The 24217-nt window shown below is 69.5% G+C and carries 18 protein-coding genes; 11 read left to right on the top strand and 7 right to left on the bottom strand.

The window, feature by feature from the left end; translation table 11 throughout:
• Positions 1-158: 158 nt before the first annotated feature.
• The 4 genes from J8I35_RS17820 to J8I35_RS17805 all read left to right on the top strand — a co-directional run bounded on the left by J8I35_RS17820 (position 159) and on the right by J8I35_RS17805 (position 4348).
• A complete protein-coding gene (locus tag J8I35_RS17820; RefSeq protein WP_209926398.1) occupies positions 159-1598 on the top strand; it encodes an aldehyde dehydrogenase family protein in 1440 nt (479 codons plus the stop codon).
• A gap of 85 nt (positions 1599-1683) precedes the next feature.
• Positions 1684-2442 (top strand): SDR family oxidoreductase, encoded by a 759-nt coding sequence (locus J8I35_RS17815; RefSeq protein WP_006478125.1) that lies wholly within the window; start codon positions 1684-1686, stop codon positions 2440-2442.
• A 195-nt stretch (positions 2443-2637) separates the two neighbouring features.
• On the top strand, positions 2638-3942 hold the full coding sequence (locus J8I35_RS17810; protein ID WP_124554788.1) for an MFS transporter: 1305 nt from the start codon (positions 2638-2640) through the stop codon (positions 3940-3942).
• A 40-nt stretch (positions 3943-3982) separates the two neighbouring features.
• Positions 3983-4348 (top strand): DUF4180 domain-containing protein, encoded by a 366-nt coding sequence (locus J8I35_RS17805; RefSeq protein WP_209926397.1) that lies wholly within the window; start codon positions 3983-3985, stop codon positions 4346-4348.
• A gap of 87 nt (positions 4349-4435) precedes the next feature.
• On the opposite strand, the gene J8I35_RS17800 is transcribed toward J8I35_RS17805, so the two are convergent.
• Genes J8I35_RS17800 through hemC form a run of 3 tightly spaced genes read right to left on the bottom strand, consistent with a single transcriptional unit; the run spans position 4436 to position 8600 of the window.
• Entirely contained in the window at positions 4436-5623 is a 1188-nt protein-coding gene (locus J8I35_RS17800) for a heme biosynthesis protein HemY (protein WP_209926395.1), read from the bottom strand.
• A 2-nt stretch (positions 5624-5625) separates the two neighbouring features.
• The gene (hemDX, locus tag J8I35_RS17795; RefSeq protein ID WP_209926394.1) at positions 5626-7596 is read right to left on the bottom strand and encodes a fused uroporphyrinogen-III synthase HemD/membrane protein HemX; all 1971 of its coding nucleotides are present in this window, start codon (positions 7594-7596) and stop codon (positions 5626-5628) included.
• Complete coding sequence (hemC, locus tag J8I35_RS17790; RefSeq protein ID WP_050012033.1) at positions 7596-8600, bottom strand: hydroxymethylbilane synthase; 1005 nt, start codon at positions 8598-8600, stop codon at positions 7596-7598. The genes hemDX and hemC overlap by 1 nt, the downstream gene beginning before the upstream one ends.
• 208 nt (positions 8601-8808) lie before the next feature.
• On the opposite strand from hemC, the gene ppc reads away from it, so the two are divergent.
• Positions 8809-11838 (top strand): phosphoenolpyruvate carboxylase, encoded by a 3030-nt coding sequence (gene ppc, locus J8I35_RS17785; RefSeq protein ID WP_209926392.1) that lies wholly within the window; start codon positions 8809-8811, stop codon positions 11836-11838.
• 133 nt (positions 11839-11971) lie between these two features.
• Here ppc and J8I35_RS17780 read toward each other — a convergent pair whose 3' ends face one another.
• Positions 11972-12724, bottom strand: a complete 753-nt coding sequence (locus J8I35_RS17780; RefSeq protein WP_124651393.1) for a class I SAM-dependent methyltransferase — start codon at positions 12722-12724, stop codon at positions 11972-11974.
• A 224-nt stretch (positions 12725-12948) separates the two neighbouring features.
• Here J8I35_RS17780 and J8I35_RS17775 point away from each other — a divergent pair, with 224 nt between their 5' ends.
• Positions 12949-13758 (top strand): helix-turn-helix transcriptional regulator, encoded by an 810-nt coding sequence (locus tag J8I35_RS17775; RefSeq protein ID WP_050012036.1) that lies wholly within the window; start codon positions 12949-12951, stop codon positions 13756-13758.
• A gap of 7 nt (positions 13759-13765) precedes the next feature.
• On the opposite strand, the gene J8I35_RS17770 is transcribed toward J8I35_RS17775, so the two are convergent.
• Positions 13766-14761, bottom strand: coding sequence for a spore coat protein U domain-containing protein (locus J8I35_RS17770; protein WP_124554780.1), 996 nt, complete (start codon positions 14759-14761; stop codon positions 13766-13768).
• 297 nt (positions 14762-15058) lie between these two features.
• Between J8I35_RS17770 and J8I35_RS17765 the strand changes: the two genes are divergently transcribed.
• The 5 genes from J8I35_RS17765 (at position 15059) to J8I35_RS17745 (ending at position 21003) form a co-directional block, all read left to right on the top strand.
• Positions 15059-15595 (top strand): spore coat U domain-containing protein, encoded by a 537-nt coding sequence (locus tag J8I35_RS17765; RefSeq protein ID WP_050012039.1) that lies wholly within the window; start codon positions 15059-15061, stop codon positions 15593-15595.
• A 6-nt stretch (positions 15596-15601) separates the two neighbouring features.
• Positions 15602-16312: a molecular chaperone gene (locus J8I35_RS17760; protein WP_050012040.1), complete on the top strand. Its 711-nt coding sequence runs from the start codon at positions 15602-15604 to the stop codon at positions 16310-16312.
• Between the two features lie 70 nt (positions 16313-16382).
• Positions 16383-18725 carry a fimbria/pilus outer membrane usher protein gene (locus tag J8I35_RS17755; protein WP_209926390.1) on the top strand — a complete coding sequence of 781 codons (2343 nt, stop codon included), beginning with the start codon at positions 16383-16385 and terminating at the stop codon, positions 18723-18725.
• An 89-nt stretch (positions 18726-18814) separates the two neighbouring features.
• On the top strand, positions 18815-20224 hold the full coding sequence (argH, locus tag J8I35_RS17750) for an argininosuccinate lyase (RefSeq protein ID WP_050012042.1): 1410 nt from the start codon (positions 18815-18817) through the stop codon (positions 20222-20224).
• A 95-nt stretch (positions 20225-20319) separates the two neighbouring features.
• Entirely contained in the window at positions 20320-21003 is a 684-nt protein-coding gene (locus J8I35_RS17745) for an HAD family phosphatase (RefSeq protein WP_050012043.1), read from the top strand.
• Positions 21004-21083: 80 nt separating this feature from the next.
• On the opposite strand, the gene J8I35_RS17740 is transcribed toward J8I35_RS17745, so the two are convergent.
• The gene (locus J8I35_RS17740; protein WP_209926389.1) at positions 21084-21902 is read right to left on the bottom strand and encodes a lysozyme inhibitor LprI family protein; all 819 of its coding nucleotides are present in this window, start codon (positions 21900-21902) and stop codon (positions 21084-21086) included.
• Positions 21902-24181: an arginine/lysine/ornithine decarboxylase gene (locus tag J8I35_RS17735; RefSeq protein ID WP_089488731.1), complete on the bottom strand. Its 2280-nt coding sequence runs from the start codon at positions 24179-24181 to the stop codon at positions 21902-21904. Before J8I35_RS17735 ends, J8I35_RS17740 begins: the two co-directional genes overlap by 1 nt.
• Between the last annotated feature and the right edge of the window lie 36 nt (positions 24182-24217).

The following is a 24217-nucleotide window of genomic DNA, read 5'->3' as shown; positions in this document are numbered from 1 at the left end:
CCGCGGTGCGTGGGGGCCGGGCAAGCGCTGAAGCGCTTGCTTGAATCGACCGCGTTGCATGGGACCCAAGTAAGCGCTAAAGCGCTAACTTGGGTCGACCGCTATGCATGGGACCCAAGTAAGCGCTAAAGCGCTAACTTGGGTCGACAGGAGGACGCATGGAAGAGGCGAAGCACTTCATCTCGGGCGAATGGACGTTGCCCGCGCAACTCGAAACCATCGCGGTCGTCGATCCGTCCGACGGCCAGCCGTTCGCGACGATCGCACGCGGCACCGCGCCCGACATCGAGCGCGCGGTCGCCGCCGCCCGCGACGCGTTCGCGGGCCCGTGGGGCGCCGCGAGCGCCGCCGAACGCGGCCGCGCGCTGATGCGGCTGTCGGCTCGCGTGGCCGATTCGATCGAGGAACTCGCCGCGATCGAGGCGCGCGACACCGGCAAGCCGCTGAAACAGGCGCGCGCCGATGCCGCCGCGCTCGTGCGCTACTTCGAGTTCTACGCGGGCGCCGCCGACAAGCTGCACGGCGAAACCCTCCCCTACCAGGCCGGCTATACGGTGCTGACGGTGCGCGAGCCGCACGGCGTCACGGGCCATATCGTGCCGTGGAACTACCCGATGCAGATCTTCGGGCGCAGCGTCGGCGCGGCGCTCGCGGCCGGCAACGCATGCGTGGTCAAGCCGGCCGAGGACGCGTGCCTGTCCGTGCTGCGCGTCGCCGAGCTGGCCGCCGAGGCCGGGCTGCCGGCCGGCGCGCTCAACGTCGTCACCGGCTACGGCCATGAAGCGGGCGCCGCGCTCGCCCGCCATCCGGGCATCGATCACATCTCGTTTACGGGTTCGCCGGCCACCGGCAAGCTGGTCACGCAGATGGCGGCCGAGAACCACGTGCCGGTCACGCTCGAACTCGGCGGCAAGTCGCCGCAAATCGTGTTCGCCGATGCCGATCTCGACGCGGCGCTGCCCGTGCTCGTGTCCGCGATCGTGCAGAACGGCGGGCAGACGTGCTCGGCCGGCAGCCGCGTGCTGATCGAGCGCGCGGTGTACGAGCCGCTCGTCGAGCGCCTCGCCACCGCATTCAACGGACTGCGCGTCGGCCCGAGCCGCGCCGATCTCGACTGCGGCCCGCTGATCAACGCGAAGCAGCAGCAGCGCGTGTGGGATTTCCTGTCCGACGCGCAGCACGACGGCATTCCGATGGCCGGCCACGGGCAGGTCGTCGCCGACGCGCCCGAAAGCGGCTTCTATCAGGCGCCCGCGCTGTTGCGCGACGTGCCGCCGTCGCACCGGCTCGCGCAGGAGGAAGTGTTCGGCCCCGTGCTCGCGGCGATGCGTTTCGTCGACGAGGACGAAGCCGTCGCACTCGCGAACGGCACGCCGTACGGCCTCGTCGCGGGCATCTGGACACGCGACGGCGCCCGCCAGATGCGGCTCGCGCGGCGCCTGCGCGCCGGCCAGGTGTTCATCAACAACTATGGCGCGGGCGGCGGCGTCGAACTGCCGTTCGGCGGCGTCGGCCATTCGGGCCACGGCCGCGAGAAAGGCTTCGAGGCCCTGTACGGTTTCACCGCGCTGAAGACGATCGCGATCCGGCACGGCTGAGTGCACGGCACGCCACAGGCAGCCGGCAGCAGCCGGCAGCCCGTCGGCACACGACGACTCTCATTACCAGCACAGGAGACACACCATGCGGTTGAGCGGCAAGACGGCCATCGTCACGGGCGGCGGCTCGGGGTTCGGCGAAGGCATCGCGAAGACGTATGCGCGCGAAGGCGCGAACGTCGTCGTCAACGACCTGAACGGCGCGGCGGCCGAGCGCGTCGCGAGCGAAATCGCGCTCGCGGGCGGCAAGGCGATCGCGGTGGCCGGCGACGTGTCGAAAGAGGACGACTGGCGCGCGCTGCTGCAGGCCGCGCTCGACGATTTCCATGCGGTGCAGATCGTCGTGAACAACGCGGGCACCACGCACCGCAACAAGCCCGTGCTCGACGTGACGGAGGCCGAGTTCGACCGCGTGTACGCGGTCAACATGAAGAGCCTGTTCTGGTGCGTGCAGACCTTCGTGCCGTACTTTCGCGCACAGGGCGGCGGCGTGTTCGTGAACGTCGCGTCGACGGCCGGCGTGCGGCCGCGCCCGGGCCTCGTCTGGTACAACAGCACGAAGGGCGCGATGATCACCGCGAGCAAGTCGCTCGCGGCCGAGCTCGGCGCCGACCGCATCCGCGTGAACTGCATCAACCCGGTGCTCGGCGAAACCGCGTTGATGACCGAGTTCATGGGCTGCGAGGACACACCGGACAATCGCCGCCGCTTCCTCGCGACGATCCCGCTCGGCCGCTTCTCGACGCCGCAGGACATCGCGAACGCCGCGCTGTATCTTGCGTCCGACGAAGCCGAATTCATCACCGGCGTGTGCCTCGAAGTCGACGGCGGACGCTGCATCTAGTCGTACCGGGACGCTCGATCGCCCCGTCTTGCTTCGCACGAAACCGGATCGGACGCCGCGGCGTCTGCGCCGGCCAACTACAACGACAGCGGTACACGGGATCCAGGTAACCGCCAAAGCGCCAACTTGGATCGACCGCAAAGCATGGGATCCAAGTAAGCGCTAAAGCGCCAACTTGGATCGACAGGAGACAACATGGCAACATCGACGCAATCGCTGCCGGGCTCGTCCGGCGCATTCGAGGAAGCAACCTATCGCAAGGTGTCGTGGCGGCTCCTGCCGCTGCTGCTGCTGTGCTACGTGGTCGCGTATCTGGACCGCGTGAACGTCGGGTTCGCGAAGCTGCAGATGGCGAGCGACCTGAACCTGAGCGATACCGTGTACGGGCTCGGCGCGGGGATCTTCTTCTTCGGCTATTTCCTGTTCGAGGTGCCGAGCAACATCATCCTGCACAAGGTGGGCGCCCGCGTGTGGATCGCCCGCATCATGGCGACGTGGGGCGTGATCTCGATCCTGACGATGTTCGTCACGACGCCCGCGATGTTCTACGTGATGCGCTTCCTGCTCGGCGTCGCGGAAGCAGGCTTCTTCCCCGGCGTGATCCTCTACCTCACCTACTGGTATCCCGCGCACCGGCGCGGCCGGATGACGACGTTCTTCATGACGGCCGTCGCGCTGTCCGGCGTGATCGGCGGGCCGATCTCGGGCTTCATCCTGAAGGCGTTCGACGGTGTAAGCGGCTGGCACGGCTGGCAATGGCTGTTCCTGCTCGAAGGCATTCCGTCGGTGCTCGCCGGCGTACTCGTGTTCTTCGCGCTCGACGAGCGGATCGCGAAGGCGACGTGGCTCACCGACGAAGAAAAGGCGCTGCTCGCCCGCAACGTCGACGCCGAGGAAGCCACCAAGGAAGACCCGCCGCTCGGCGCCGTGATGTCGAGCCCGCGCGTCTGGCTGATGGCGCTGATCTATTTCTCGTTCGTGATGGGGCTCTACGGCGTCGGCTTCTGGCTGCCGACGATCATCAAGGCGACGGGCGTGACCGACACGGTCATGATCGGCCTGCTGTCGGCGATTCCGTATGCGGCCGCGGTGGTCGCGATGATCCTGATCGCGCGCAGCGCGGACAAGCGCCGCGAACGCCGCTGGCACCTCGCGATTCCGGCCGCGATCGGCGCGCTCGGCCTCGTGCTGTCGGTGATCTGGGCCCACCAGACCGCGCTCGCGATGCTCGGCCTCACGCTCGCGACGATCGGCATCCTGACGACGCTGCCGCTGTTCTGGAGCCTGCCGACCGCCTTCCTCGGCGGCACGGCCGCCGCGGCCGGCATCGCGATGATCAACTCGATCGGCAACCTCGCGGGCTTCCTGAGCCCGTACCTGATGGGCTGGCTCAAGCAGGTAACGGGCAGCAACGATGCGGGCATGTACATGCTGGCCGGGTTCCTCGTGCTCGGCGGGCTGCTGGCGCTGTCGGTGCCGAAGCGGCTCGTCGACAAGTGATGCGCGGCGCGTAACGATCATGTCGACGGAGCCAACCCGCATGCCACATCGAATCGTCCAGGCCGCCGGCAGCCGTGTGCTGGTCCGGGATCCTTCCGCCGGCCTCGTGCAGCGGGAAAGCGATGCGCTCGACCTCATCGCGCTCGCGCACGAGCATGAAGCCGACTGGATCGCGGTCGCCACCGACGCGCTGCACGACGACTTCTACCGGCTCGACAGCGGGCTGGCCGGCGCCGTGCTGCAAAAGCTGACCAACTACGGCGTCCGGCTCGGCGTGATCGGCGATATCGACCGCTGGCTCGCGCGCAGCGAAGCGCTGCGCGCGCTCGTTCGCGAGTCCAATCGCGGAAAATCGGTCTGGTTCGTCCCGAGCGAGAACGACCTGCTGCGCAGGCTCGGCGCATAACGCGCCACGCGCCCCGCTGCCTCGCGACGGACGAAAAAAAGCCCCGAAGGCCGATCGGCGTTCGGGGCATTTTTACGCAGCGCGGCGTCAGGCCACGGTGATCGCGAGCGCGCTTTCGCGGTAGTGCTTCGCGGCCTTGTCGGTTTCGCCGAGCTGCTCGAACAGGCGGGCGAGCGCGCGATGCGCGCGCACCTTCAGCGCCTCGTTGTCGGCCAGCTTCAGCGCCGATTCGAGGAACGACTGCGCCTTGCCCCACAGCTGCTGCTGCTGGCAGAGGCGGCCGAGTGCGAACAGCAGGTCGGCATCTTCCGGATGATCCTTCTTCCAGCCTTCGGCCTTCTGGATCAGCGGCAGCGCATCGGCGCCGGCCGTGTCCGGGTAACGGCGCAGCAGGCGCGCATCCCAGTTGTGCGCGAGCGCGTCCTCGACGATACGGCGCGCTTCGTTGCGGCGCTCGAGCGGCACGAGCAGCTCGGCCGCGAGATCGGCCAGGCGCGGCGACTGGCGCTCGACCGGCGACAGCGACTGCCACACTTCGAGCAGCGCTTCGGGGTCGTGCCGGCGTTCGCGCAGCAGGTTTTCCGCCGCCTGCTGGCGCAGCCGCACGGCCGCGGCCGGATGCAGCGCCTCGCGCTTTTCGAGCGCCTTCGCGAGCTTCAGCACCTCGGCCCAGTTCTTCAGTTGCTGCTGCGCACGCAGCGCGATCTGCTGCGCATGGATGCGCTTGCCGCCGGCCTGCATGTCGGCCAGCGCGGCAAGCGCGCCGTCCGCATCGCGGGCGTCCGCGCGCATGTCGGCCGCGGCGAGCAGCCGTGCATCCTGCCATTCGGGCGCGTCGACCTTCGACAGCCAGTCGTCGCGGCGCGTGTACTCGTGCATCCGGTGCGCGGCCGTGGCGCCGACGAGACTCGCGGCGCCCAGGTTCGCATCCACCGACAACGCTTCACGCGCGGCCTTCTCCGCACGCGAGAAGCGGCCCGCGTACAGGTTCGCGATCGCATCGCGCAGCGACGCCTGCGCCTTCTCGTTGCGCGAACGCGCGCGATACGCGGCGACCCGCTGCGGCATACGCCAGATGTTGCGCACGATGCGCAGCAGCGCGTACACGACGATGAACAGCACGACGATGGCGATCACGAACAGGTTCAGCGACACGTCGATCCGGTACGGCGGATAGACGAGCAGCACCTGCCCCGCGTCGAAACGGCCGACGGTGGCGAGCGCCGCGGCGATCGCGAACAGGACCGCGAGCCAGACGATTCCTCGAAGCGTCATCGTTACCCCCGGCTCTTGAACTGCTGAACGGCGTTCAGGCTCGTGTTCAGGTTCGGCACCGCGACCGTCAGCGATGCGCCGTCAACCTGCCTGAGCAGATCCTCGACGGTCTGCGTGTCCTTCGACGCCTGATCGAAATACTTGCCGAGCGACGCCTGCGCGGCGTGCAGATCGGCCTTCATCGCGCTGTCGTTGCGCGCCAGCAGCGACAGCCGTGCGGTGAGCAGGCGCAGCTTCACGTTCTCGCGCACGAAGTAGCCCTGGTCGGGCGACGCGAGCATCGCGTCCGCGTTGTCGATCCGGCGCACCTGCACGAGGCCTTTCAATTGCTGGCCGAGGCCGGCCGAGAACGCGTGCCACCACACCTTCCAGCGCGGCTCGCCGGCGGCGACCGACGACGCGGCGTCGGCCGGCGCGGCCTTCGGCGCCGCGTGCGGCACGATCGCCTCGCCGGACAGCGGCAGCGCGTCGATCTTGGCGATCGCGTCGTCGAGCTTGATCGCGAGGCCGGTGAGATCGGCTGCCGGCGCGGCCTTCAGCTTCTCGATGTCCTGCGCGAGCGCCTTGCGCACCGTGACGGCCTGCGCGCTCTGCGACGTCGCGAGACGCGCGTCGGCGTTCTGCAGCGCGATCAGCGCGAGCTGCGTGTTGCCGGTCAGTTGAAGCTGCTGGCTCGCGCTGGACAGCATCTGGTCGACTTCCTCGAGCATCCACGCATCGCGGTTGCGCGACAGGTCCTGGTATTGCTGCTGCAGCGCCTGCTGCGCGCTCTGCGCATCGGCGAGCTTGCCGTCGAGCTGCGCGAGCTGCGTGTCGACCTGGTGCGTGCCGGCGAGCGCCTGCTCGGTCTTCGTCCGCGTTTCGGCCGCTTGCGCGTCGAGCGCCTTCTGGCGCGCGACGAACGTGCCGTCGAGCCGGTCGATCTTGCGGTTCAGCGCGTAGCCGCCGACACCCGCCGCGCAGCCGAGCACGACGACGACGAACCACAGCACCGCGCTGCCGCCGCGGCGCGCACGCGGTTCGGGCGCGCGATAAGGAGGGCTGGACGGCGGCGCGGAGGCAGCGGCCGGCTGGGAAGCGACGCTTTTGGAATCGTTGGTATCTGTCATGCGTTTAGTCACCGGTGCGGCTGTCGCCGGTTGGACGGCCTCGTCGGCCATCGTTCGAAACGCGCGGACGATGCGCTCATCGCCCGCGCCGGTCAGCGTAATCCTATCAAAACCCAATGCGCGCGCGGTCTGCTCGATCCGCGGGTGCGGCGTGACGAGCGGCGCATGCTTCAGCGCGTCGATCTCGGCATCGTTCAGGTGGGCCCGCGCGAGCGCGTGCAGGTTGCGCACGCCTTCCGAGCTCGTGACGAGCCACGCGTGCGGCCGGCCGTCGAGCAGCGCGTGCACGCGCTCCCACGCGCCGACGCGCGGCTCGGGCACGACGCGCCGGTAGGCGGCGACGAGCGTGACGTCCGCACCGGCCTCGCGCAGACGCTCGGCGAGCCATTCGCGCCCGCCGTCGCCGCGCACGATCAGCACGCGCTCGCCCGCCAGCGCCTGCGCGCCGCCGAACGCGGCGTCGATGCTCGCGAACAGGCTTTCCGAATCGTAATGGGGCACGCCGCCGTCGGCCGGCGCCTGCGGCGCGATCACGCGATGCGCGGGCGTCGCGATGCCGTGGCGCTCGAGCGCCGCGACGCTGCCGGGCCCGACCACGCCGACCGGCAGCGCGTTCGGCCAGATCGCGCCGTAGCGCGCGAGCGCGCGGTCGATCGCGTTCGGCGACACGAAGATCACCAGCGCGTAGTCGGCCAGCGCCGCGAACGCGGCGTCGAGCGGCGCCGGATCGTCGACCGGCGCGATATCGATCAGCGGGAATTCGAGCACGTCGCAGCCGGCGTCGGCCAGTTGCGACGCAAGCGCGTCGGACTGGCCGTCCGGACGCGTCAGGACAGCGGTGAACGCGCGCGCGCCGCCCGCCATCAGGCGTCGCCTTTGCCCGCGGCCTGCGAGCTCGCGAGCAGCGCCTGGACGATGTCGAGCGCGCCTTGCGCCTCGAGTTCGTCGGACACCGCGCGGCCGAGTGCGAGCGCATCGGCGACGGTCACGACCGCGCCGCACGCGTCGGCCGTCAGCACGCGCTTGCCGTCGGTGGTCGACACGCGGCCCGTCAGGTACAGCTCGCCCGCGCGCCACACCGCGTGCGCGGCGAGCGGCACCTCGCAGCTGCCGCCGAGCGCGCGCGACACCATCCGCTCGGCCTCGACCGCGAGCGCGGTCCGCGGGTCGTGCAGCGGCGCGAGCCACGCGGCGACGTCGTCGCGGTGCGCGGCGATCTCGATGCCGAGCGCGCCCTGGCCGGCCGCAGGCGGGCTGGCCTCGACATCGAGCAGCGCGCGGATCCGCGTTTCGAGGCCGAGGCGCTTCAGGCCGGCGGCCGCGAGGATGATCGCCGCGTAGTCGCCGCGGTCGAGCTTCGCGAGGCGCGTGTCGAGGTTGCCGCGCAGCGGCAGGACCTCGAGATGCGGATAGCGCGAACGCAGCATCGCCTCGCGGCGCAGGCTCGACGTGCCGACGACCGCGCCGGCCGGCAGCGCGTCGAGCGACGCGTAGTCGTTCGACACGAACGCATCGCGCGGGTCTTCGCGTTCCATGATCGCGGCGAGCGAGAAGCCGTCGGGCAGCGCCATCGGCACGTCCTTCAGCGAATGCACGGCGAGATCGGCGCGGCCGTCGGCCAGCGCGGCCTCCAGTTCCTTCACGAACAGGCCCTTGCCGCCGACCTTCGACAGCGTGCGATCGAGAATCTGATCGCCGCGCGTCGTCATCCCGAGGATTTTCACGTCACAAGCTGGATATAATTTGCGCAGCGCATCACGCACATGTTCGGCTTGCCACATCGCCAGGCGGCTCTCGCGCGAAGCAATCGTCAACGTCGCGGGCGGCTGTGCCTGCTGCGGCCCGGCCGCGGGGGTCTCGGAATTCATTGCTGGAACATCGAAGGACGGGATTGAAGATCGAACAATGGTAGCACGCACGCCCCGGCCCGCCCGGGCCCGAAGCCTGCGCCCGGCCTGCTTCCGCGCGGGTCGCGGCGCCGTTGTGCGGATGTGTCGCACGTAGCTGGTTGCTTGACCGCAGTTCCCGCAGTTTCCGCAGTTCCTTTTGACTCGAGCTTTCCCAAGGAAACCCATCGTGAAGTCTTCCGGATCGGCGCGTACGGCGCGCCGCAATGCTGCCTTGCCCTCCCCCGACGCCCCGACGGCCACGCTCGCGACCGCCGCGAACGGCCGTGCGAAAACGGCAACGAAACCCACGGCAACGAAACCGAAAGACCCGATACGTCAGACAAAACGCACGACGAAAGCCTCCAGCCCCGCCGCCCGCCAGGCGGTCGCGCCGAAGGCCGGCACCCGCACGCGCGACGACAAGGACCGCCCGCTGTTCGAGGACATCCGCTTCCTCGGCCGCCTGCTCGGCGACGTCGTGCGCGAACAGGAAGGCGATACGGTGTTCGACGTCGTCGAGACGATCCGCCAGACCGCGGTCAAGTTCCGCCGCGAGGACGACAGCGAAGCCGCGCAGACCCTCGAGAAGAAGCTGCGCAAGCTGACGCCCGAGCAGACGGTGAGCGTCGTGCGCGCGTTCAGCTATTTCTCGCACCTCGCGAACATCGCGGAAGACCGTCACCACAACCGCCGCCGCCGCATCCACGCGCTGGCCGGCTCCGCGCCGCAGCCCGGCACGGTCGCGTATGCGCTCGACCAGCTGAAAACCACCGGCAACGCGTCGAAGCGCCTGCTGCAGCGCTTCTTCGACGATGCGCTGATCGTGCCGGTGCTGACCGCGCACCCGACCGAAGTGCAGCGCAAGAGCATCCTCGACGCGCAGCACGACATCGCGCGCCTGCTCGCCGAGCGCGACCAGGAGCTGACCGCTCGCGAGCGCCAGTACAACGAAGCGATGCTGCGCGCACGCGTGACCGCGCTGTGGCAGACGCGCATGCTGCGCGACTCGCGCCTGACGGTTGGCGACGAGATCGAGAACGCGCTGTCGTACTACCGCGCGACGTTCCTCGACGAACTGCCCGCGCTGTACGGCGACATCGAGGCCGCGCTCGCGGAGCACGGCCTGTCGGCCCGCGTGCCCGCGTTCTTCCAGATGGGCAGCTGGATCGGCGGCGATCGCGACGGCAACCCGAACGTGACGGCCGCGACGCTCGACGAGGCGATCAACCGCCAGGCCGCGGTGATCCTCGAGCACTATCTGGAACAGGTGCACAAGCTCGGCGCCGAGCTGTCGGTATCGAACCTGCTGGTCGGCGCGAACGACGCAGTGAAGGCCCTCGCGGCAGCATCGCCCGACCAGTCGCCGCATCGCGTCGACGAACCGTATCGCCGCGCGCTGATCGGGATCTACACGCGGCTCGCCGCGAGCGCGCGCGTGCGTGTCGGCGAAGGCACGGTGCCCGTGCGCAGCGCGGGCCGCGGCGCGCCGCCGGTGCGCGCGATTCCGTACGAGGATTCCGAAGCATTCGTCGCCGATCTGAAGGTGCTGACCGCGTCGCTCGACGAGCACCACGGCGCGTCGCTCGCCGCGCCGCGCCTCGCGCCGCTCGTGCGCGCGGCCGAAGTGTTCGGCTTCCATCTGGCGAGCATCGACCTGCGCCAGAGTTCCGACATCCACGAGGCGGTGGTCGCCGAGCTGTTCGCGCGCGCGGGCGTCGAGGCCGACTATGCGGCGCTCGCCGAGGAAGACAAGCTGCGCGTGCTGCTCGCCGCGCTCGCCGATCCGCGCCCGCTGCGCTCGCCGTACCTCGACTACTCGGCGCTCGCGCAGAGCGAGCTCGGCGTGTTCGAGAAGGCGCGCGAGGTCCGCGCGCAATTCGGTGCGCGTGCGGTGCGCAACTACATCATTTCGCACACGGAAACCGTCAGCGACCTCGTCGAGGTACTGCTGCTGCAGAAGGAGACGGGCCTGCTCGAAGGCACGCTCGGCGTGCCGGGCAGCGACGCGCGCAACAGCCTGATGGTGATTCCGCTGTTCGAGACGATTCCCGACTTGCGCGACGCGTCGCGCATCATGCGCGAATACTTCGCGCTGCCGGGCATCGACGCGCTGATCGCGCACCAGGGCGCCGAGCAGGAAGTGATGCTCGGCTATTCGGACAGCAACAAGGACGGCGGCTTCCTCACGTCGAACTGGGAGCTGTATCGTGCGGAACTCGCGCTCGTCGAGCTGTTCCGCGAACGCAAGATCACGCTGCGGCTGTTCCACGGCCGCGGCGGCACGGTCGGCCGCGGAGGCGGCCCGACCTACCAGGCGATCCTGTCGCAGCCGCCGGGCACGGTGAACGGCCAGATCCGCCTGACCGAACAGGGCGAGGTGATCGCGAGCAAGTTCGCGAACCCGTCGATCGGCCGGCGCAACCTCGAGACGGTCGTCGCCGCGACGCTCGAGGCGTCGCTGCTGCCGCAGTCGAACGCGCCGGCACAGTTGCCCGCGTTCGAGGCCGCGATGCAGACGCTGTCCGATTCGGCGATGGCCGCGTACCGCGCGCTCGTCTACGAAACCCCGGGCTTCACCGACTACTTCTTCTCGTCGACGCCGATCACCGAGATCGCCGAGCTGAACATCGGCAGCCGCCCGGCGTCGCGCAAGCTGCAGGATCCGAAGCAGCGCAAGATCGAGGATCTGCGCGCGATTCCGTGGGGCTTCTCGTGGGGCCAGTGCCGGCTGCTGCTGACCGGCTGGTACGGCTTCGGCAGCGCGGTGAGCGCGTATCTCGACGGCGCGCAGGACGACGCCGAACGTGCGAAACGCGTGACGCTGCTGAAGAAGATGAACAAGACCTGGCCGTTCTTCGCGAACCTGCTGTCGAACATGGACATGGTGCTCGCGAAGACCGATCTCGCGGTCGCGTCGCGCTATGCGCAGCTCGTGTCCGACCGCAAGCTGCGCAAGCACGTGTTCGGGCGGATCGTCGCGGAATGGGAGCGCACGTCGCAGGCGCTCGCGGAAATCACCGGGCAGGAAGGCCGCCTCGCGACCAACCCGCTGCTCGCGCGCTCGATCAAGAACCGCTTCCCGTATCTCGATCCGCTGAACCACCTGCAGGTCGAACTGATCAAGCGTCACCGCGCGGGCGACACGAACGCGCGGCTGCGCCGCGGGATTCACCTGACGATCAACGGGATCGCGGCCGGCCTGCGCAACACCGGCTGATCCGCGGGCCGCGCGGCGCCGGACGTGTTCGGCGCCGGCCGGGATAACGAAAGCCGCGATACGCGTCGATGCGTATCGCGGCTTTTTTCATGCGGCGACGAAATGGCGCAACGGCGCAGCGCGCGCCGCACGCTCAGTGCGCGTCGATCAGCAACGCATCGTGCTCGAACGAACCGTCGGGCCGCACCGCGTAATAGCCGCGCACCTCGTCCGGCGCATGCGCCCACAGCGCGCGAATGCCGGCGACGCTGTCGGCCGGCGTGCGGATGCGCGCGACCCACGTGTCGAAATCGATCGGCAGCCGCCAGCGGCTGTGCACCTGCGCGTCGAAACCGGCGGCGCGGAACATCGCGAGCCATTCGTCCGCGCGGTAGTCGCGCACGTGCGACGCGTCGCGCAGCACTTCCGCGGCCTGCAGGTACGTATCGAGCAACGGATGGTCGTTGCCCGCGATGTCGATCATCAGCACGCGGCCGCCCGGCTTCAGCACGCGGCGCACCTCGGCGAGCGCCGCGCGAACGTCGTGCCAGTGATGCGCGCTCATCCGGCTCACGACCCAGTCGAACGTCGCGGTGTCGAACGGCAGCCGCTCGGCCGGACCCTGCTGCGTGCGGATGTTCGCGAGCCCGCGCTCGCGCGCGGCCGCGTCGACGGTCGCGAGCATCGGCGCGGCGAGGTCGTACGCGACCACGTCGCGCACGTGCGGCGCGACCGCGAAGCTCGCGTGGCCGGCGCCGCAACCGAGGTCGAGCACCGCCGCATCGGGCGTCGCACGCACCGCGTCGGCGAGCGTCTGCAGGTCGGCGCCCGTCGCATGAACCGTGCTGGTCAGATAGGCGGCGGCCGTCGTGCCGAATGCGTCGGCGACCTGGTCGTGGTGTTTCATCGTTCGCTCCTGTCCTGGATGCAGTCGGCCGACCGACGCTTCGGCGCGCGATCCGGCCCCGTGCAACGTATTGTGGGGGACGCCCGCTGCCCTGCCAGCGCGCGAGCCGCTACAATAGGCCGGCGTGTGTACCAGTACAAGTTAAGCAGTTATTCTGGTATTCGATCCACCTGTCTGATCGTTCGATCGTTGCCGCGTTTTCGCTTCCACTTTGCCGTTTCCGCATGAGCCAACTCTCCTCCGCCCCCGTCCCGCCGCTCGACGCCACGCCTGCCCGCGCGCTCGGCGAATTCATCCGCGCCCACCGCGAGCGGCTGTCGCCGCAGGCCGTCGGCCTGCCGCCCGGCCCGCGCCGACGCACGCCGGGGCTGCGGCGCGAGGAAGTCGCGCAACTGTGCGGCGTCAGCCCGACCTGGTACACGTGGATCGAACAGGGTCGGCCCGTGTCGGCCTCGGCCGACGCGCTGGCCCGGATCGCGGTCGCGTTGCAGCTGTCGAAGGCCGAGCGCGCGTATCTGTTCGAGCTCGCCGCGCAGCGCGACCCGGCCGAGCCCGACGTCGCGGGCGGCGACCTGCCGCCGACGCTCGCCGCGACCGTCGCGGCGATCGCGACGCCCGCCTACGTGCTCGACCGACAATGGAACGCGCTCGCGTGGAATGCGCCGGCTGCCGCGCTCTTTTCCGGCTGGCTCGACGGCGAACACGACCGCAACCTGCTGCGCTTCACGTTCATGTCGCCGGCCGCCCGCACGCTGATCGTCGACTGGGAAACCCGCGCCCGGCGGCTCGCCGCCGAATTCCGCGCCGATGCGATCCGCCACCTGACCGATGCGCCGACGCGCGCGCTGATCGACGCGCTGACGGCCGGCAGCGACGCGTTCGCGCAGTACTGGGCGTCGCAGGACGTGTTCGAGCGCGAAGGCGGGCTGCGCGAATTCGACCATCCGGCCGACGGCCGCGTCGTGTATCAGCAGATCACGCTGAAGCCCGCGCACCGCGAGGACCTGAAGCTCGTCGTGCTGGTGCGCGACTGAGCGCGGCTCAGAAGCTGATCGTCGCGGTAATCGTGTCGCTGTAGTTGCCGGGCGCCGGCGTCGCTTGCGCGGGCACGCGGCCGTACACGGTGATCGCCTGCGCGAACCCGCTGCCGGTGCCGGTCGCCATCGACGTGCCGGCGGTGCCGTCGCCCCATGGCTGCGTGAAGCCGCTGTCCTGATAGAGCTGGTAGCTGACCGACCCGCCGCCCGCGCGCTGCATCGTGCGTGCGGCGACGTTGCCGCTGCCGCCGCCGTTCAACGCGATCCGGAATGCGTCGCCGTTCGTGCAGCGCGCGCTGATCGAGCCGCTCGCGGTCAGCGCCGACGCCAGCACGCCTGCCGGCGGAAACGCGACGCCGGTCGCGCTGATGATGCAGTTGTTGACGACGGTGGCGGTCGTCGTAACCGTCATCGTGCCGGCCGTCGACTGCGACACGCACGGTGTCGGCAGCACGCCGAGCAGCGAAAAACTGTAGCTGTATGCGGCCTGGTTGCCGCTGAAACTCTGCGTATAGACGGTGCTGTCGTTGTTCACGGTCGGCACGGTCGGCTGGTTCGGCGCGATGCGGCCGTAGATGGTCACGTTCGCACTCGCGGACGTGCCGAGCGCCGGTTTCGTCAACGTCAGCGAGATCGGCGTCGTGCCGCTGCTCACGGCGCCCCAGGGCTGCGAATAGCCCGCATCCTGATACAGGTCGTACTGCATCTGGTTCGTCCCGTTGCTCAGGTAGCGCGGACTCGTGCCGCCGAGGTTCACGCACACGAGCACGCCGGTGTTCAGGCTCAGCACGTCCCACGTGCAGTTCACGGTCATCGTGCCGGTCGTCGTGTACGCCTGTTGCGTGATCGGGCTGACCGAGCCGAAGCTCGGCGCCGGCGGCGTCACCGTGCACGTATCCGCACGCGCGGGCATCCACGGCATGCCGAGCAGCGCGGCCAGCAGCAGGTACGCGAGCGCGCGCATCCAGCGGCGCGCCACGTCGAAGCCGTCATCCGCCATGCATCTCCCCGAAAAAAACCGTCCGCCCGATCGGGTTCGCGGACCGGGTCGCGCCGTCATCGTATCGGTCCGCGCATCGATCGTTCGCACTGTTACTTGATCCATATCAATAGGCCGATGGAATCCGTCCGCCCCCCCCGGACAATGCCCGCCAGGTCGGCGTTTTCTCCATTGCGCGCGACCGAACCGGTGGAGTAGTCTTCCTCCAACGACAGAGCGGTAACGGCGACCGGCAACAGACCACGCGGCAGGCACTCCGCGGCCGGGCGACCCCTTGAACGGCAGGAGACAATCATAATGATAGATTCCCGACGTCGTGTTTTTTCAGTCATGCTCGCAGCCACGTTCGCGTTCGCGCCGGTGCTGCAGCCCGTCACCGTTGCCGCAGTCTATTCGAACGGCACGGCCACCGCACAATTCAACGTCACGCTCACGATTCAGGCGAACTGCACGATCGCCGCGAACCCGCTTGCATTCGGCACGACCGGCGTGCTCGCGTCGACGCTCAACCAGCAGACGACGGTCTCCGTCACCTGCACGAACTCGACGCCCTACAACGTCGGGCTCGACGCCGGCACGGTGAGCGGCTCGACCGTCGCCAGCCGGCTGATGGGCGGCACCACGACCGGCAATACCGGCACGACGGTCGGCTACCAGCTCTATCAGGACTCGGGCCACTCGACGATCTGGGGCAATACGCAAGGCACCGACACGGTGGGCGGCACCGGCACCGGTTCCGCGCAGGTGCTGAACGTGTACGGCCAGGTGCCCGCGCAGGCGACGCCGAAGCCCGACACCTACCAGGCCTCGGTCACCGCCACCGTCTATTTCTAACGGGCCGTGCGATTGTTCCCGCGCGCGTTGGCCGCGCTGTACGTCGGATGGGCGGCGGCGGTCTCGCATGCCGCCACGCTGCAGATCACGCCCGTGACGATCGAGCTGCCGCCATCGGCGGCCGCCGCGAGCATGACGCTCAGCAACCCGGGCGGACGGCCGATCTACGGCCAGGTCCGCACCTATCGCTGGACGCAGGAAAACGGCACCGACGTGATGACGCCGACCGACGCGCTCGCCGCGTCGCCGCCGCTGCTGCAGATCGACGCGAACGCCGAGCAGTTGATCCGGCTCGTACGCACGAGCCGCGGCACGCCGGCCGCCGAGGAGAGCTATCGCGTGCTGATCGACGAACTGCCCGCACCGGGCACGCCGGTCGACAACGGCGTGACGATCCGGCTGCGCTATTCCGTGCCCGTATTCGTCGAGCCCGATGCCGCGCCAGCGTCCCCGCGCCTCGACTGGCGCGTCGAACCCGACGGGACCGGCATGCGGCTCACGGTCGACAATCGCGGCGGACGGCGGGCGCAGATTTCCGCGGTCCGGCTGGTCGATGCGCGAGGCGGTGTCCACGAGGTCACGCGCGGGCTGCTCGGTTATGCGCTCGCGGGCAGTACGCGACGCTGGCCGCTCAAGCTCGACGCCGGCACGCCGTTCGTCAAGATCCAGGCGACCGTCAACGCGCAGCCGGTCGAAGCCCGGCTGACGGCGCCCTGAGCCACCCGAGCAGGATCGCACGACGGTGCCCGTGCCGACGCCGAGCAAGACCCTCCGGCCCGACTGCCCCGTGCGACACGCCGGGCCCGGCCGGCCCACCGCCGCGCCGCTCGCGCTGGCGCTGATACTGGCGCTGCGCGCGCTCGTCGTATGCGCGCAGCCGGCGCCGGTGCCGCCCGCCGCCGCGTCCGAAGCCGCGGCGCAAGCCGACGGGCTGTATCTCGACGTGTCGCTCAATGGCGAACCGACGCACCGGATTGCCCGGTTCCGGCAGATCGACGGGCGGCTGCATGCGGCGTCCACCGACCTGAACGACCTGGGCATCGCGACCGGCGGCCCCGCGAACGCGCCGTCGAACACGCTCGTCGCGCTCGATACGCTCGCGGGGCTGCACTACGACTACGACGCCGGCCGGCAGACGCTCGACCTGCGCGTGCCCGATGCACTGCGGATTCCGCACACGTTCGATACGCGCGCGCTCGCCGCCGCGCCGCCGGCCACGTCCGGCCGCGGCTTCGTGCTGAACTACGATGCGTACGCGCAAACCGTCGCGCGCGCACCGCTCGCGGTCTGGAGCGAGGCGCGCTATTTCGATCCGGCCGGCGTACTCAGCAGCACCGGCATCGCGTACCTGTACGACGATCGCCGGCGCTACGTGCGCTACGACACGTCCTGGACCCGCTCGAATCCCGGCACGCTCACGACGACCCAGGTCGGCGACACGATTTCGTCGTCGCTGTCCTGGACGCGCTCGCTGCGCCTGGGCGGCGTGCAGTGGCGCAGCAATTTCGGCCTGCGCCCCGACCTCGTCACGTTTCCGGTGCCTGCACTGTCCGGCAGCGCGGTCGTGCCGACGTCGGTCGACCTGTACGTGAACAACGTGCGCCAGTTCAGCGGCAACGTGCCGAGCGGGCCGTTCGTGATCAACAGCGTGCCGGGCATCACCGGCGCGGGCAACGCGACGGTCGTCACGCGCGACGCGCTCGGCCGCGCGATCGCGACGTCGATTCCGCTGTACGTCGATACGCGCCTGCTCGCGCCCGGCCTCGCCAGCTATTCGGTCGAAGCCGGTTTCCTGCGCCGCGCGTACGGCACCGATTCGTTCGACTACGCGCGCACGCCGGCGGCGAGCGCCTCGCTGCGCTACGGGACCAGCGAGCGGCTGACCGTCGAAGCGCACGGGGAAGCGACGGCCGGCGTCTACAACGCCGGCGCCGGCGTGCTCGCGCGCCTCGGCGAGCGGGGCGTGGCGAACGCGTCCCTGGCGCTCAGCGCGCCGGGCAGGACCGGCGTGCAGGCCGGCATCGGCTACCAGTACGTGACGTCGCGCTTCTCGATCGACGCACAGACGCTGCGCGCATTCGGCGACTACGTCGACCTGGGCAGCCGCGAAGGCGTGCCGGTCTCGCGCGCCACCGATCGCGTGACGGTGTCGTTCCCGTTCCTGCGCGCGCAAACGCTGTCGTTCAGCTATCTGGCCCTCAAGTATCCGGGCGTCGCCGCGTCGCGGATCGGCTCGCTCGCTTACCTCGTCAACCTCGGCGGCCTGACCTCGATCACGTTCAGCGGCTTCCAGGACTTCCGACAACGCGACGCGCGCGGCTTCTTCGTGAGCCTGAGCATCGGGCTCGGCGGCAACACGTCCGTCTCCGCGAACGCCGGGCGGCAGAACGGCGAATCGACCTACACGCTCAACGCATCGCGGCCGCCCGACTATGGCGGCGGCTTCGGCTGGAACGTGCAGGCCGGCGCCAACGCGGGCACGCGCTACGGGCAGGGCCAGCTGCAGTATCTCGGCCGCGCCGGCCAGCTCACGCTGCTCGCGCAATCGTTCGACGGGCGCGGCAACGCGGCGGCCGACATCACGGGCGCGTTCGTGCTGATGGACGGCCGGGTGATGACGGCGCGCCGCGTCGACGACGGCTTCGCGCTCGTCTCGACCGACACGGGGCGCGTGCCCGTGCTGCACCAGAACCGGCCGATCGGCGCGACGGACCGGGCCGGCTACCTGCTGGTGCCCGACCTGAATGCGTACCAGAACAATCGCGTCGCGATCGACGGCAGCGCGCTGCCGGCCGACGCGCGGATCGCCGACACGACGCTCGACGTCGTGCCGCAGGCCCGCTCCGGCGTGCTCGCGCACTTCGCCATCACGCGCTACAGCGCCGCGTCGATCGCGCTGCACGCGCCGGACGGCACGCCGCTTCCGCCGGGGCTCGCGGTCCGCCACGTCGAAAGCGGCCAGCGCACGATCGTCGGCTACGACGGCCTGACCTTCGTCGACGGCCTCGTCGAGACCAACCACCTGGAGATCTCCGGCGGCGGCCGCGACTGCACCGTCGAATTCGCGTACCGGCGGCCGGACGACGGCACGCTGCCGCGCATCGGCCCGCTGACCTGCGGCCCGCGGTAGCGCGCGCCGGCCGCCCGCTTCGCGAATGTTAGAATCGCGGGATTCCCTCGGCGGCGCACGGCCGCCCAACTCCCCTTCGAAGAATCGCCATGACGTCCCAACTGCACAAAAAGGGCGAGGCCTGGTCGGCCCGCTTCTCGGAACCGATGTCGGAGCTGGTCAAGCGCTACACGTCGTCGGTGTTTTTCGACAAGCGCCTCGCGCTCGTCGACATCGCCGGCTCGCTCGCGCACGCGAACATGCTCGCCGCGCAGAAGATCATCAGCGCCGACGACCTGGCCGCGATCGAACGCGGGATGGCGCAGATCAAGGGCGAGATCGAGCGTGGCGAATTCGAATGGCAGCTCGACCTGGAAGACGTCCACCTGAACATCGAGGCGCGCCTGACCGCGCTGATCGGCGATGCCGGCAAGCGCCTGCACACGGGCCGCTCGCGCAACGACCAGGTCGCGACCGACATCCGCCTGTGGCTGCGCGGCGAGATCGACCGCATCGGCGGCCTGCTGAACGACCTGCGCGGCGCGCTGATCGACCTCGCGGAACAGAACGCCGACACGATCATGCCGGGCTTCACGCACCTGCAGGTCGCGCAGCCGGTCACGTTCGGCCACCACCTGCTCGCGTACGTCGAGATGTTCTCGCGCGACGCGGAACGCATGCGCGACTGCCGCACCCGCGTGAACCGCCTGCCGCTCGGCGCGGCCGCGCTCGCGGGCACCAGCTACCCGATCGACCGTCATGCAGTGGCGAAGACGCTCGGCTTCGACGGCATCTGCGCGAACTCGCTCGACGCGGTGTCCGATCGCGACTTCGCGATCGAATTCACGGCGGCGTCCGCGCTCGTGATGACGCACGTGTCGCGCTTCTCCGAAGAACTCGTGCTGTGGATGAGCCCGCGCGTCGGCTTCATCGACATCGCCGACCGCTTCTGCACCGGCAGCTCGATCATGCCGCAGAAGAAGAACCCGGACGTGCCCGAACTCGCGCGCGGCAAGACCGGCCGCGTGAACGGCCATCTGATGGCGCTGCTCACGCTGATGAAGGGCCAGCCGCTCGCGTACAACAAGGACAACCAGGAAGACAAGGAACCGCTGTTCGACACGGTCGACACCGTCGCCGACACGCTGCGGATCTTCGCGGAAATGGTCGCCGGCATCACCGTGAAGCCGGACGCGATGCGCGCGGCCGCGCTGCAGGGCTTCTCGACCGCCACCGACCTCGCCGACTACCTGGTCAAGCGCGGCCTGCCGTTCCGCGACGCGCACGAAGCCGTCGCGCACGCGGTGAAGATCTGCGACGACCGCGGGATCGACCTCGCCGACCTGACGCTCGACGAAATGAAGCAGGAGCTGCCGAACGTTGCGCACCTGATCGGCGACGACGTGTTCGGCTACCTGACGCTCGAAGGGTCGGTCGCGAGCCGCAACCATCCGGGCGGCACCGCGCCCGACCAGGTGCGCGCGGCCGTCAAGGCTGCCCGCGCCGCGATCGGCAAGTAACGGCCCGCCGTCCCGGACGGACGCCTTCGGCGTCCGTTTTTCATTCGGGCGGCCGTCGCGCCGCCCGTCGCTTCCCCGCTTCACGGACGCCCACGATGACCTTCTCCGCCGCGCTCTTCGACATGGACGGCCTGCTCGTCGATTCCGAGCGGACCATCATGAACACGTGGATCGACGTGTCGAACGCGCACGGCGTCGTGCTGACCGAGATCGATTACCTGCAGATCGTCGGCCGCTCGTTCGCCGAAGGCCAGGTGATCCTCGCGCGGCTGATCGGCGACGCCGACACGTTCGACGCGGTGCGCATCCGCGTGCGCGAGCAACTCGCCGCACCCGAACCCCATCCGAAGTTTCCGCTGAAGTCGGGCGCGCTCGCGCTGCTCGAAACGCTCGCGCAGGCCGGCATTCCGTGCGCGGTCGCGTCGTCGTCCGCGCGCGACGTGATCCGTGCGCGGCTCGACGCGGTCGGCGTGCTGCCGTTCTTCCGCGCGATCGCGGGCGGCGACGAAGTCGCGCGCGGCAAGCCCGACCCGGCCGTCTACCGGCTCGCGGCCGAGCGTCTCGGCGTGCCGGCGCACGCGTGCGTCGCGTTCGAGGACAGCGACTTCGGCGCGCAGTCGGCCGCCGGCGCCGGCGCCGCGGTCGTCACCGTGCCCGACCTGAAAGCGCCGACGCCCGACATCGTCGCGCTGAGCCTGCACGTGCTCGCGTCGCTCGACGACGCGGTCGCGCTCGTGCCGTCGTGGTTCGGGCTGCAGGGCATGTCGCAGCCCGCGTAGGCGATACACCGCTCCAACGCAAAACGGGCACCCGAGGGTGCCCGTTTCATCATGTCGCCGCAGTCAAAAGCGGCGCGCCTTTACCGATTGCCGGCCGTCTCCGACAGCCGCTTCATCGTCGCGATGCGCGCGCCGATCAGGTCGACGCGTCCGTCCTCGCCGACGAGCGGCGCCGTCGCATCGCGGAACGCCAGCCACGCGCGCTGCGCGCGCACGAGCGTCGCGGCCGAATGCGCGGGCATCTTGCGGTGCAGCTTCTGGTAATAGCGGTTCAAGTCGAATAACGCGTGTTCGCATGCGGCGTCCTGCGCGCACGGCCGCACGCGGCGGATCGCCGGATCGCGCGGCGCATTCGCCGGCCTGGCGCCGGCCGGCGCGACCCCACCGGCACCGCCCTGCGCGCCGCTCGTCGCCGCGACCGGCACGGCGGCGGGCGGCGGCGCATAGCGATCGGCCGCGCCGCGCAGCGCCAGCGCGCGATCGCGCACCGGCTGCAACTGCAGGTCGGCGCTCGACATCGCATACGCGGTGCCGCGCGTCGTGTCGTACACGGCCTTCAGCAGCAGCACTTCGTCCTTGCGCCACGTGAGCCAGCGGCGCTGGCTGTCCTGCCAGCCGCGCTTCGCGTCGGCCGGCGCATCCTTCAACAGGCGCTGGTACGCGCCGTCCATCACGGCCTGCCACTGCTGCTGCGCTTCGCCCATGCACTGGATCTGCCCGGCCGGCGACGACCGGTCGCGCCGCGCGAGGCATTGCCGCATCGCGACGTCGATCGGGTCGGCCGCCGCGACTTCCGCATGGGCAACACTCGCGCCCGCGAGCCCCGCCAATCCTGCCGCCCAGACGACGAGCGCGGCCAGCGCCGCGCGCATCGTCCGGACTCGTCCGTGCGCCGCCATCAGTCGCGCACGCAGTCGACGAAGTACTCGACGCGGCCGTTCACCTCTTCCGCGACGAGGCCGTGGATGTCGGTGTGGAAGCCCGGGAAGCGCTCGTTGAAGTCGCGCGCGAACCGCAGGTAGTTCACGATCGTCTTGTTGAAGCGCTCGCCCGGAATCAGCAGCGGAATGCCCGGCGGGTACGGCGTGAGCAGGATGCTCGTCACGCGGCCCTCGAGCTCGTCGAGCGGCACGCGGTCGATCTTGCGGTGCGCGAGCTTCGCGAACGCGTCCGACGGCTTCATCGCCGGCTCCATGTCCGACAGGTACATCTCGGTCGTCAGGCGGGCGATGTCGTTCGCGCGGTACACGTCGTGGATCTGCGTGCACAGGTCGCGCAGGCCGACGCGCTCGTAGCGCGGATGCTGCGCGACGAATTCCGGCAGCACGCGCCACAGCGGCTGGTTGTTGTCGTAGTCGTCCTTGAACTGCTGCAGCTCGGTCACCATCGAGTTCCAGCGACCCTTCGTGATGCCGATCGTGAACATGATGAAAAACGAGTACAGGCCGGTCTTCTCGACGATGATCCCGTGCTCGGCCAGGTACTTCGTGACGATCGCGGCCGGAATGCCGGTCTCGCCGAACTCGCCGTCGACGTCGAGCCCCGGCGTGATGATCGTCGCCTTGATCGGGTCGAGCATGTTGAAGCCTTCCGCGAGCGGGCCGAAGCCGTGCCAGTGGTCGTTCGGCTTCAGCATCCAGTCTTCGCGCGACCCGATACCTTCCTCGGACAGGTTGTCCGGCCCCCACACGCTGAAGAACCAGTCGTCGCCGTATTCGGCGTCGACCTTGCGCATCGCGCGGCGGAAGTCGATCGCCTCGGCGATCGATTCCTCGACGAGCGCGGTGCCGCCCGGCGGCTCCATCATCGCGGCCGCGACGTCGCACGACGCGATGATCGCGTACTGCGGGCTCGTCGACGTGTGCATCAGGTACGCCTCGTTGAAGCGGTGCTTGTCGAACGTGCGGTTCTCGGAATCCTGCACGACGATCTGCGACGCCTGCGAAATGCCCGCGAGCAGCTTGTGCGTCGAGTGCGTCGCGAACACGAGCGCGCCGGTGCGCGGACGGCCGTCGCCGATCGCGTGCATGTCGCGGTAGAAATCGTGGAACGTCGCGTGCGGCAGCCACGCTTCGTCGAAGTGCAGCGTGTCGAGCAGGTCGCCGAGCAGGTCCTTGATCATCTCGACGTTGTAGACGACGCCGTCGTACGTGCTCTGCGTGATCGTCAGGATCCGCGGCTTCATGTCCGGGTTCTGGCGCAGCGCCTCGCGCGCGAACGGGTTCGCCTCGATCTTCCGGCGGATGTTCTCCGGCTTGAATTCGTCGCGCGGGATCGGCCCGATGATGCCGAAATGGTTGCGCGTCGGCGTGAGGAACACGGGGATCGCGCCCGTCATCGTGATCGCGTGCAGGATCGACTTGTGGCAGTTGCGGTCGACCAGCACGATGTCGCCCGGTGCGACCGTCGCGTGCCAGACGATCTTGTTCGACGTCGACGTGCCGTTGGTCACGAAAAACAGGTGATCGGCGCTGAAGATGCGCGCCGCGTTGCGCTCGGACGCCGCGACCGGGCCCGTGTGGTCGAGCAGCTGACCGAGTTCGTCCACCGCGTTGCAGACGTCCGCGCGCAGCATGTTCTCGCCGAAGAACTGGTGGAACATCTGGCCGAGCGGGTTCTTCAGGAACGCGACGCCGCCCGAGTGCCCGGGGCAGTGCCACGAGTACGAGCCTTCGTCCGCGTACTTCACCAGTTCCTTGAAGAACGGCGGCGCGAGCGAATCGAGATAGACCTTCGCCTCGCGGATGATGTGGCGCGCGACGAACTCCGGCGTGTCCTCGAACATGTGGATGAAGCCGTGCAGTTCGCGCAGGATGTCGTTCGGCAGATGGCGCGACGTGCGCGTCTCGCCGTACAGGAAGATCGGGATGTCCGCGTTGCGGCGGCGCACTTCGGTGACGAACGCGCGCAGCTCGATGATCGCGGTCGCGAGCTCCGGCAGCTCGCCGTCCGGGCCGGTTTCGCCGAGCATGAGTTCGTCGTCGTCGATCGACAGGATGAAGCACGACGCGCGGCTCGATTGCTGCGCGAACGACGTCAGATCGCCGTAGCTCGTGAGGCCGAGGACTTCGACGCCCTCCTTCTCGATCGCTTCGGCCAACGCCCGGATGCCGGAGCCCGAGATGTTCTCGGAGCGGAAATCTTCGTCGATGATGACGACGGGGAAACGAAACTTCATGGGCGATTCTCCAAAAAGAACGACCGCGGCGCGTCA

Source organism: Burkholderia sp. CpTa8-5, assembly GCF_017815045.1.
GTDB lineage: Bacteria > Pseudomonadota > Gammaproteobacteria > Burkholderiales > Burkholderiaceae > Burkholderia > Burkholderia sola.
The sequence above is the reverse complement of the archived record's forward strand: the minus strand, read 5'-3'. Positions and strand labels throughout refer to the sequence as shown.

Excerpts from the sequence above, each read along its gene's own strand:
- J8I35_RS17820 (WP_209926398.1), top strand. The coding sequence starts at position 159 with ATGGAAGAGGCGAAGCACTTCATCTCGGGCGAATGGACGTTGCCCGCG.
- J8I35_RS17815 (WP_006478125.1), top strand. The coding sequence starts at position 1,684 with ATGCGGTTGAGCGGCAAGACGGCCATCGTCACGGGCGGCGGCTCGGGG.
- J8I35_RS17810 (WP_124554788.1), top strand. The coding sequence starts at position 2,638 with ATGGCAACATCGACGCAATCGCTGCCGGGCTCGTCCGGCGCATTCGAG.
- J8I35_RS17805 (WP_209926397.1), top strand. The coding sequence starts at position 3,983 with ATGCCACATCGAATCGTCCAGGCCGCCGGCAGCCGTGTGCTGGTCCGG.
- J8I35_RS17800 (WP_209926395.1), bottom strand. The coding sequence starts at position 5,623 with ATGACGCTTCGAGGAATCGTCTGGCTCGCGGTCCTGTTCGCGATCGCC.
- hemDX (WP_209926394.1), bottom strand. The coding sequence starts at position 7,596 with ATGGCGGGCGGCGCGCGCGCGTTCACCGCTGTCCTGACGCGTCCGGAC.
- hemC (WP_050012033.1), bottom strand. The coding sequence starts at position 8,600 with ATGAATTCCGAGACCCCCGCGGCCGGGCCGCAGCAGGCACAGCCGCCC.
- J8I35_RS17780 (WP_124651393.1), bottom strand. The coding sequence starts at position 12,724 with ATGAAACACCACGACCAGGTCGCCGACGCATTCGGCACGACGGCCGCC.
- J8I35_RS17775 (WP_050012036.1), top strand. The coding sequence starts at position 12,949 with ATGAGCCAACTCTCCTCCGCCCCCGTCCCGCCGCTCGACGCCACGCCT.
- J8I35_RS17770 (WP_124554780.1), bottom strand. The coding sequence starts at position 14,761 with ATGGCGGATGACGGCTTCGACGTGGCGCGCCGCTGGATGCGCGCGCTC.
- J8I35_RS17765 (WP_050012039.1), top strand. The coding sequence starts at position 15,059 with ATGATAGATTCCCGACGTCGTGTTTTTTCAGTCATGCTCGCAGCCACG.
- argH (WP_050012042.1), top strand. The coding sequence starts at position 18,815 with ATGACGTCCCAACTGCACAAAAAGGGCGAGGCCTGGTCGGCCCGCTTC.
- J8I35_RS17745 (WP_050012043.1), top strand. The coding sequence starts at position 20,320 with ATGACCTTCTCCGCCGCGCTCTTCGACATGGACGGCCTGCTCGTCGAT.
- J8I35_RS17740 (WP_209926389.1), bottom strand. The coding sequence starts at position 21,902 with ATGGCGGCGCACGGACGAGTCCGGACGATGCGCGCGGCGCTGGCCGCG.
- J8I35_RS17735 (WP_089488731.1), bottom strand. The coding sequence starts at position 24,181 with ATGAAGTTTCGTTTCCCCGTCGTCATCATCGACGAAGATTTCCGCTCC.